We start from the raw sequence: 8,386 nt of genomic DNA, 5'->3' as shown, positions 1-8,386 counted from the left end.
CATCCGCTACCGGACCATGGACGTGGCGGTTCTCGGGAAAGCCTCCTGCACCTGCGGCCGTGCCTATCCAATGCTCGAGAGGGTGGAGGGAAGGCTTCAGGAGTTCATCGTGACGAGGGATCACCGGTTCATATCGATGACGGCGGTGAATATGCACTCCGGCGTCTTTGACAACGTTGCACAGTTCCAGTTTTACCAGAGGAGGGAAGGAGAGGTTCTGATGAAGATCGTGAAAAAACCGGGGTATACCGACCGCGATACGGATCGCATTCTCCGGGAACTCGACAAAAAATTTGAAGGCGACGTAGATGTGATCATCCGCTTCGTCGAGACTATTCCCCGCACCCGGCGCGGCAAATACCAGTTCCTGATACAGGATCTGCCGCTGGGCCAGTGGGGCATTTCGGTGTGAGAAATATGCGAAAACTCAGATTAACGGCAGTAGGAGATACATGGGCCCGGACCGTGAACAATGGGTACCCGTTCGGAGGGGTCCGTCATCTCCTCCAGGATAAGGACGTCCTCTTCGGGAACCTCGAGACCACCCTCTCGGACACGGGAGATCCGGCGGAGAAGCACCACGTGATCTTCACATGCCCGGATGCGGCCCGACACCTGGCGGAGGCCGGGTTCGACGTCATGAGCGTTGCAAACAACCATTCCGGCGACCTCGGTGCCGCGGGCTTCAAGAACACCCTGAAGGCCCTCGAGAGCCGGGGCATCCTTGCTGTCGGCGGATCGGCGACCGAGGACCGGCAGGAGCCGGTCGTCCTCGAGAAGAACGGCATCTCGATCGGGTTTGCGGGCTATACGATCGGCAAACTCGCCATATCGCGTGAGATCTCGGTCAACCGGCTGGTCGAGGAGGATATCTTCGGGGATATCGCGTCCCTCAAGGGCCGGTGCGACCATATCGCCGTCTCGCTGCACTGGGGAACGGAGATGGCCTACTACCCGTCTCCCGAGCAGATCGACCTCGCCCACCGGCTCATCGATGCAGGGGCCACCCTGATCCTCGGGCACCACCCCCATACCATGCAGGCGATCGAGCGCTACCACGGGGGGCTGATCGCCTACTCGCTCGGCATGTTCCAGTTCGAACCCCAGTGGCCCCACAACATCTCGCGGGAGGCGATCATGCTCTCGGTCGACCTGCAGAAGAACGGCGTCGTCGGGGAGTACGAGGCGACACCGCTCATCATCGATGACGATTTCATCCCTCGCCCCGCAGAGGGGGCCCTGGGTATGGAGATACTGGACTTCCTCGACGAGATCTCGCGGACGGTCGCCGAAGGCAGGCTCACCAGAGCCCGGTGGTTCGAGGAGATCGCGCCCGTCTACATGAAGATGAACCTCGAGAGCTACCGTTACCGGATACGCCGCAAAGGCCTCTTTCCCCTCCTGGAGATGGGGGTCTGGTTCTTTACACCTTTCTGCCTGAAGTGTTACGCCGGCCTGATCCGCCGGTTGTTTCGTCCGGCGCCGACGCGGGAGAGGCGCGCGCCCGGACAGAACGCCGGAAACTGAAAGGGGGTGAGTGGGGGGCGGCAGGGCTCCAGTCTAACCGGACTCCGCTCCTGGCTCGTTTTTCAACGCATACTCCATTCCGACGTAATTTTGCCGGTCATTCCGCGGGAAGGCCTCCGGGTGTCCGGGAACAGGATCGCAAAACTCTCATTACAATTGATGACGATTATAGAGGAGAGGAGTGTAAACAATTTGTCCGCGATTCCAAAGGAGGAGTATCTCTATAAGTGTACGTCCGCCTGTGCGGGGTGCAGCTCTTCCCTGTGTCTGCGTTACGTGCTCAAAGCCGCCGGCCCCGACTCAGTCCTGGTCGTGCCCGCCTGCTGCACCAGTGTCATCCAGGGTATGTATCCCGGCACGGCGATGAACGTGCCCGTCTATAACATAGCGTTTGCCGCAGCCGCCGCCTGTGCCTCCGGCATGAGCGACGCTTTTGCCACGCTCGGAAGAGAGACCAACGTCATCGTTTATGCGGGTGACGGCGGGACTGTCGACATCGGGATCCAGGCGCTTTCCGGTGCTTTTGAGCGCGGCACCAATTTCCTCTACATCTGCTACGACAACGAGGCGTACGGCAACACCGGCATGCAGCGGTCGGGATCGACCCCCCTCGGAGCACGCACCACCACGACTCCAGGCGGCAAGCCCACGGCCAAGAAGGACCTCGACCGGATCGTCGAGGCGCACAACCCCCCCTACATGGCGACCGCCTGCAGCGCCTACCCTCTCGACCTCTACAAGAAGGTGAAGAAGGCGCTCTCGATCGAGGGGCCCAAGTTCATCCATATCCTGGCGCCGTGCCCGCCCGGATGGCGCTACCCCACGGAGAAGACCGTCGAGATGGGGAAACTGGCGGTGAAGACCGCCCAGTGGATACTCTACGAGCGCGAGTTCGGGAAACTCACGATTAACGGCCCGTCGAAAGCGGCAATGAAGAAACCCGCGCCCCTCGAAGACTACATCAAGAGCCAGGGCCGGTTCAAGAACCTGAGCCCGGAGATCTTTGACCTGATGCGCCAGCAGGTGGAACAGAACATTCAGCGCCTTTCCCGAGAGGAGGCAGGCGTATGCTGACGATCGCGACCGGAAACAAGGCGGTAGCGGCCGCGGTGAAGGCCGCAAAACCCGGCGTCGTCGCCGCATACCCGATCACCCCCCAGACCGAGATCGTCGAGCAGATCGCCGATTACGTCACCGACGGCGATCTTGAGAGCCGGTACATCCCGGTGGAGAGCGAGCATTCGGCCATGGCCGCCTGCATCGGGGCGAGCGCCGGCGGCGTCCGGACCTTCACGGCGACGAGTTCGCACGGCCTCCTCTACATGCACGAGATGGTCCACTGGGCGGCAGGCGCACGCCTGCCGATCGTCATGGCGAACGTCAACCGCGCCCTCGGACCCGGGTGGAACACCTGGGCGGAGCACACCGACGCTTTCTCCCAGCGCGACACGGGCTGGCTGCAGGTCTTCGTGGGCACGGTCCAGGAGGCCTACGACGCCACCCTGATGGCCTTCAAGATCGCCGAGGACGAGCGGGTCCTCCTCCCGGTTATGGTCAACCTGGACGGGTTCGCGTTGAGCCACATCATGCAGTCGCTGGAGACGGTCGAGATCGGCGACTTCCTGCCCCCCTTCCATCTCCCGCACGCCATCGACACGGAGAACCCCTGCGGCTACGGGCCCATGACCGGACCGGCCGACTACTTCCGGTTCCGCTGGGACATCGAGCGCTCGATGCGCGACGCCCGGGGCGTGATCGCGGACGTCGAACGGGAGTTTGCGGAACGGTTCGGCCGCACCTACGGCCCCACCGAGGATTACCGGTGCGAGGACGCCGACGTCGTCGTCGTCGCCGTGGGAACGCTCGGGAAAGAGGCCGAGGTAGCGATCGACCGCCTCCGCGACGAAGGGATAAAGGCCGGTTCCATGCGCCTGCGCTGGTTCCGTCCCTTCCCGGACCTCGATCTATCCGGGCGGGATGTCGTGGTCATCGACCGCGACTACTCCTTCGGCTTTGGGGGCGTGGTGGCGCATTCCATCAGGTCGAAGACCGGCATCGAGCCCTACAGCGTGATCGCCGGCCTCGGCGGCCAGGAGGTCACCTACAACGATATCGCGGACTTTGTCCGAAACAGGCGTCCCGGCGAGGAGACCTGGTTCGGGGTGAGCGACCATGTATGAGATCAGGATCCACTCCCGGGGCGGGCAGGGCGGCGTCACCGCCGCGAAGCTCCTCGCTCTCGCAGCGTTCAGGGACGGGAAACACGCAACCGCCTGTCCGTTCTACGGGGCGGAGCGGCGCGGGGCGCCGGTCGTCTCGTTCGTCCGGATCGACGATCAGCCGATCAAGGTCTACAGCCAGATTCACGAGCCGGATCTCGTGATCGTGCTTGATACGAGTATCATGGATGTGGTGGACGTCCTGCAGGGCTTAAAAGACGGTGGAACGGTCCTCCTGAACAGTGCCCACCCGGTTGCCGGATGCAACGGAACCTGCCGCCACGTCGACCTGACCGGGATCGCGCTCGCACAGAACCTGGTGGTCGCGGGAAGCCCCATCCTCAACACCCCGGTGCTCGGGGCGCTCGCGAAGATGGATATCGTCACCCTCCCGTCGGCACTGCAGGCGATCCGGGAGATGTTTGCCGACGAGCGGAACGTGAAAGCCGCCGAAGCGGCGTATGAGGAGCTGAAGGTATGAGAGAGAGACTTGCGCTCAGCAGGCCGAAGGAGGCTGCGTCGGGGAAGACGGGGACGTGGCGGACGTTCCGGCCCGTGGTGGACAAGGAGGCGTGCAACGCCTGCGGGCTCTGCGCCCAGTACTGCCCGGACGCGGCCATCGACGAGGAACTGAATATCGATCTCGATTACTGCAAGGGGTGCGGCATCTGCGCGAATGAGTGCCCGAAACAGGCGATCGCTATGGTGCGCGAGGAGCGCTGACCTCGTCGGCTTCGCCGACAGGGCATTTCCCTATATACTCCAAGTTGAACCGGTAGAAGTGCGCATAACCGCAGTTGCGGCACCGGGTCGTGAAGTGGCTGCACCCGATCGTGAGGTCGTGCGGGCCCGTGACCCCGCAATTTTTACAGCGCCCGGCAGCCTCGATGCTCCATACGTCGTAACACCCGATCGGCGTGCAGGTTCCGATCGCTCCGGTGTTCTCGAACCGTGGGATGAATATCCGTGTCGCCCCGCAGGCAGAGCAGATCACCTGTGCCTGTGCGGATACCGCTTTTATGATCTGGTCGGCGTCCTCGCCGCAGTGGTAGCAGTTGACGCGATGCCGGGTGAAGATGAACCGCTCAGTCATGCATGATACTCGACGCCCCCCTGATAAAACCTCCCTCACCTGTTCACGTGCCGCACGGCCCGGGATCCGCCGCACGGGAATGCGGATGTGAGAAGACCGGACAAAGATAAACGTTAAATAGCACTCCCGCCCCTCTGTTGCCGTCAAGGAGGTTATGAGAATGGCAGCATTGAGAGTCGCACCCTACGTCTGTGCTTACTCGGATGAGAACGGAGAGAATCTTCACATCGAGATCGAGTTGCCGGGCGTTGAGAAGAAGGATATTACCTTTAAGATGCAGGAGACCAGCTTCTCCATAGACGCGTCCCGTGGTGACGTCCGCTACGTCGGGACCTACGCGGTCGGCTGTCCTGTCGATACCGGCAAGGCAAAGGCGACCTTCAGGAACGGCCTGCTGACCGTGGACGTCCCCTATGTGCAGCCGGTCGCGGAGGAGACGAAGGAGATCCCGATCGCGGAGTGAGCGGGGCCTGCGGGCGGGGTCTCTTCTCTTTTTGTTACGGAGAACCGTCGGGTAAGTTTCTCCCCGGCAGTGATAGGGCAGGGATCTTCATTCACAGGCGCCCCTTCCCCCGGGAAGAGTCACCTTTATTAGCCTGCATCCGCACGTCAGGAACATGAACCCGGCACGCGGACACGACCCGGAAGCGCCAGAAGCGCCGGTGCGGGAAGAATTTCCACCGAACCGGTTGATCCACGAACAGAGCCCATATCTGCTCCAGCACGCCCATAACCCCGTCGACTGGTATCCCTGGGGTGAGGAAGCATTTCTCCGGGCGCGGGAGGAGGGAAAACCGATATTCCTCTCCATCGGCTACTCGGCCTGCCACTGGTGCCACGTCATGGAGGAAGAGTCGTTCGCAGACCCGCAGGTCGCGAAACTGTTAAACGAAGTCTTCGTCTGCATCAAGGTGGACCGCGAGGAACGGCCGGATATCGATCAGATCTACATGGCGGCCGCCCACGCGCTGACCGGGGCCGGGGGATGGCCGCTCACCATCTTCATGACCGCGGACAAAAAACCGTTCTTTGCAGCGAGTTACATCCCAAAGGAAAGCCGTTACGGAATGACCGGCCTCCTTGACCTCATCCCCCGGATCAACAAGGTCTGGCAGAGTCAGCGGCAGGAACTCGAGAACGCCGGCGACCAGGTGCTCCAGGCGCTGCAGAACGCCGCCCGCACCCCTCCCGGGGAGACCGAGCTCTCCGAAGCGGTCCTCGATGAGGCCTACGACACGTTCTTCCGGATCTTCGACGGGGAGAACGGCGGGTTCGGGGATGCGCCCAAGTTTCCGGCCCCGCACAACCTCATATTCCTGATCAGGTACGGGAACCGGACCGGGAAGGAGCCGGCATACACGATGGTCGAGAAGACGCTGCATGCCATGCGGCGGGGCGGGATCTTCGACCATCTCGGCTACGGGTTCCACCGCTATTCGACGGACGCGGAGTGGTTCGTTCCGCACTTCGAGAAGATGCTCTACGACCAGGCGCTTCTCGTCGTAGCGTATACGGAGGCCTATCTCGCGACGGGAAGAGAGGAGTTCGCGAGAACCGCCCGGGAGACGATCGCCTACGTCCTGCGGGAGATGGCCGACCCTGCCGGCGGCTTTTACTCGGCAGAAGACGCCGACAGCGAGGGCGAGGAGGGGAAGTTCTACGTCTGGACAAAGGACGAGATCCTCCGGGTCCTCGGGGAAGATGACGGGGAGCGGTTCTCCCGGATATTCGGTGTTACGGAGCCCGGGAACTACCGGGAGCAGCCCGGCGGGAGAAGGACGGGAAAAAACATCCTCCGCCTGCGGCGGCCTCTGGCATCCTGGGTCCACGTCTTCTCGACGTCGGAGGAGGACCTGGCGTGGTTCGTGGAGAGTTGCCGGCAGAAACTCTTTGCAGCCCAAAAAGAGCGGATCCGCCCGGGAAAGGACGACAAGATCCTGACCGACTGGAACGCTCTCATGATCGCGGCTCTCGCGAAGGCGGCCCGGGTCTTTGACGACCTGGAGTACCTGGCGGCCGCGGAGAAGGCAGCCGCGTTCGTCCTCACCAGCCTTCGCCGGCCGGACGGGCGGCTCCTTCACCGCTACCGGAACGGCGATGCCGATCTCGCCGCGACCCTCGACGATTACGCGTTCGTGCTCTGGGCGCTCATCGAGGTCTACGAGGCGTCGTTTGCCCCCCGCTACCTCCGGACCGCCGTCGACCTCTCCCGGGACCTCGTCGCCCACTACTGGGACTGCAGCCACGGCGGGTTCTTCTTCGTGCCGGACGACAGCGACGTCCCCGTCCGCCAGAAACCGGTCTACGACGGAGCGATACCATCCGGCAACAGCGTGGCCATGTATGCCCTCTTCGCCCTCGGCCGGATGACGGCAAACCTCGAACTCGAGGAGACGAGCGAGCGGATGCGGCAGGCCTTTGCCGATACCGTCCGCGAGTCTCCCCCCGCCTACGCCCACTTCCTCACCGGCCACGAGTTCATGCTGGGGCCGAACTTCGAGGTTGTCATAACCGGGGTCCCGGACGCTGAAGACACAAAGGCGATGATCCGCGCCATCCGGTCGCACTACGCACCCGACGCCGTCGTCATCTTCCGCCCCGCCGACGAAGAGAGCCCGGAGATTGTGGAGGTAGCCGGGTTTACCCGGGATATCGAGAGGGTCGAAGGGAGGGCGACGGCATACGTCTGCACCAACTACGCCTGCGACATTCCGACAACCGATCCCGACGAGATGCTGCGTCTCATGAGGTCGACGGGAAGACCGCCGGAACCCATCGCCTGACGCCGGGGATTCGGGGGGAGCCTGGTACGATGATGCGTAACGGGGTCGATATGGAGAGGGTGAACGCCCTCAAAGAAGCGATGCAGGAGGAGCCGGCGGCGGGCAGAAGAACCCTCTCCGGCATCACGAGCTGGAGCGGCGGTGCGCACTCCACCACGATCGTCCGCAACTTCGCCGTTCCGGCCGACGAACCGGCCGTCCTCGGCGGGACCAACCAGGGTCCAAGCCCGACCGAACTGGTGCTGACGGGTCTTTCCGCCTGCATCGCGACCGGTATCGCCTACAGCGCGGCCGAAGACGGGATCGAGGTCAACCTGATCGAGGTCGATGTCGAGGGTGACCTCGATCTCGGCGGGTTCCTTGAAACTGGCGACACCCGACCGGGATTAGCGGAGGTCCGCCTGACCGTCCGGGTGGATGCCGACGCGCCGCAGGAGTTGATCGAGGAACTCGTGCATCACGGCTACCGGCGCTCGCCGGTCGCGGCTTCGCTTGAAGGGAGAGTGCCGATCAGGGTCTGCATCGGGTGGGAGGAGACGGAGGCGGGCAGGACTCAAAGCTGACCCGCAACGAAGCGGCGGCGCTCGCCATCATCGCCCGGATGGGGTGGGAGACGTTCACCGTCCGAGTACTGCACGCGACGGGGCTATCCTACCGTCAGGTCCGGCGGATCCTGCAGGGCAGCGGTTGTGTTCGTTTGTTGCTAGTACCTGAATAACCGGTATCGCACGGTGCAAAATATTAACACCGATGCAGTTCGAATT

General features: G+C 62.9%; 9 protein-coding genes and 1 pseudogene. 9 read left to right on the top strand and 1 reads right to left on the bottom strand.

The annotated features are described in order from the left end of the window. From BRA62_RS00675 to BRA62_RS00650, 6 genes and pseudogenes are all read left to right on the top strand, one after another. Positions 1-412 (top strand): annotated as a pseudogene (locus BRA62_RS00675) (phenylacetate--CoA ligase family protein); the annotation flags it as partial. 53 nt (positions 413-465) lie between these two features. After that, positions 466-1,527, top strand: a complete 1,062-nt coding sequence (locus BRA62_RS00670; RefSeq protein WP_292364127.1) for a CapA family protein — start codon at positions 466-468, stop codon at positions 1,525-1,527. 159 nt (positions 1,528-1,686) lie between these two features. After that, positions 1,687-2,601: a thiamine pyrophosphate-dependent enzyme gene (locus BRA62_RS00665; protein WP_292364126.1), complete on the top strand. Its 915-nt coding sequence runs from the start codon at positions 1,687-1,689 to the stop codon at positions 2,599-2,601. Continuing rightward, positions 2,595-3,707, top strand: a complete 1,113-nt coding sequence (locus BRA62_RS00660; RefSeq protein ID WP_292364125.1) for a transketolase C-terminal domain-containing protein — start codon at positions 2,595-2,597, stop codon at positions 3,705-3,707. Before BRA62_RS00665 ends, BRA62_RS00660 begins: the two co-directional genes overlap by 7 nt. Beyond that, positions 3,700-4,227: a 2-oxoacid:acceptor oxidoreductase family protein gene (locus BRA62_RS00655; protein ID WP_292364124.1), complete on the top strand. Its 528-nt coding sequence runs from the start codon at positions 3,700-3,702 to the stop codon at positions 4,225-4,227. The genes BRA62_RS00660 and BRA62_RS00655 overlap by 8 nt, the downstream gene beginning before the upstream one ends. Further along, a complete protein-coding gene (locus BRA62_RS00650) occupies positions 4,224-4,469 on the top strand; it encodes a 4Fe-4S binding protein (RefSeq protein WP_292364123.1) in 246 nt (81 codons plus the stop codon). Before BRA62_RS00655 ends, BRA62_RS00650 begins: the two co-directional genes overlap by 4 nt. Here the strand turns inward: BRA62_RS00650 and BRA62_RS00645 are convergent. Beyond that, the gene (locus BRA62_RS00645) at positions 4,447-4,839 is read right to left on the bottom strand and encodes a hypothetical protein (protein WP_292364122.1); all 393 of its coding nucleotides are present in this window, start codon (positions 4,837-4,839) and stop codon (positions 4,447-4,449) included. The two genes, BRA62_RS00650 and BRA62_RS00645, sit on opposite strands and share 23 nt — an antisense overlap. Before the next feature lie 160 nt (positions 4,840-4,999). Here BRA62_RS00645 and BRA62_RS00640 point away from each other — a divergent pair, with 160 nt between their 5' ends. From BRA62_RS00640 to BRA62_RS00630, 3 genes are all read left to right on the top strand, one after another. Beyond that, positions 5,000-5,302 (top strand): Hsp20/alpha crystallin family protein, encoded by a 303-nt coding sequence (locus BRA62_RS00640; protein WP_292364121.1) that lies wholly within the window; start codon positions 5,000-5,002, stop codon positions 5,300-5,302. A 154-nt stretch (positions 5,303-5,456) separates the two neighbouring features. Further along, positions 5,457-7,622 carry a thioredoxin domain-containing protein gene (locus BRA62_RS00635; protein ID WP_292364120.1) on the top strand — a complete coding sequence of 722 codons (2,166 nt, stop codon included), beginning with the start codon at positions 5,457-5,459 and terminating at the stop codon, positions 7,620-7,622. Between the two features lie 29 nt (positions 7,623-7,651). Then, positions 7,652-8,185 carry an OsmC family protein gene (locus BRA62_RS00630; RefSeq protein WP_292364118.1) on the top strand — a complete coding sequence of 178 codons (534 nt, stop codon included), beginning with the start codon at positions 7,652-7,654 and terminating at the stop codon, positions 8,183-8,185. The last annotated feature ends 201 nt before the right edge of the window (positions 8,186-8,386 follow it).

The sequence above is a fragment of the Methanoculleus sp. UBA208 genome (assembly GCF_002498065.1).
GTDB lineage: Archaea > Halobacteriota > Methanomicrobia > Methanomicrobiales > Methanoculleaceae > Methanoculleus.
The sequence above is the reverse complement of the archived record's forward strand: the minus strand, read 5'-3'. Positions and strand labels throughout refer to the sequence as shown.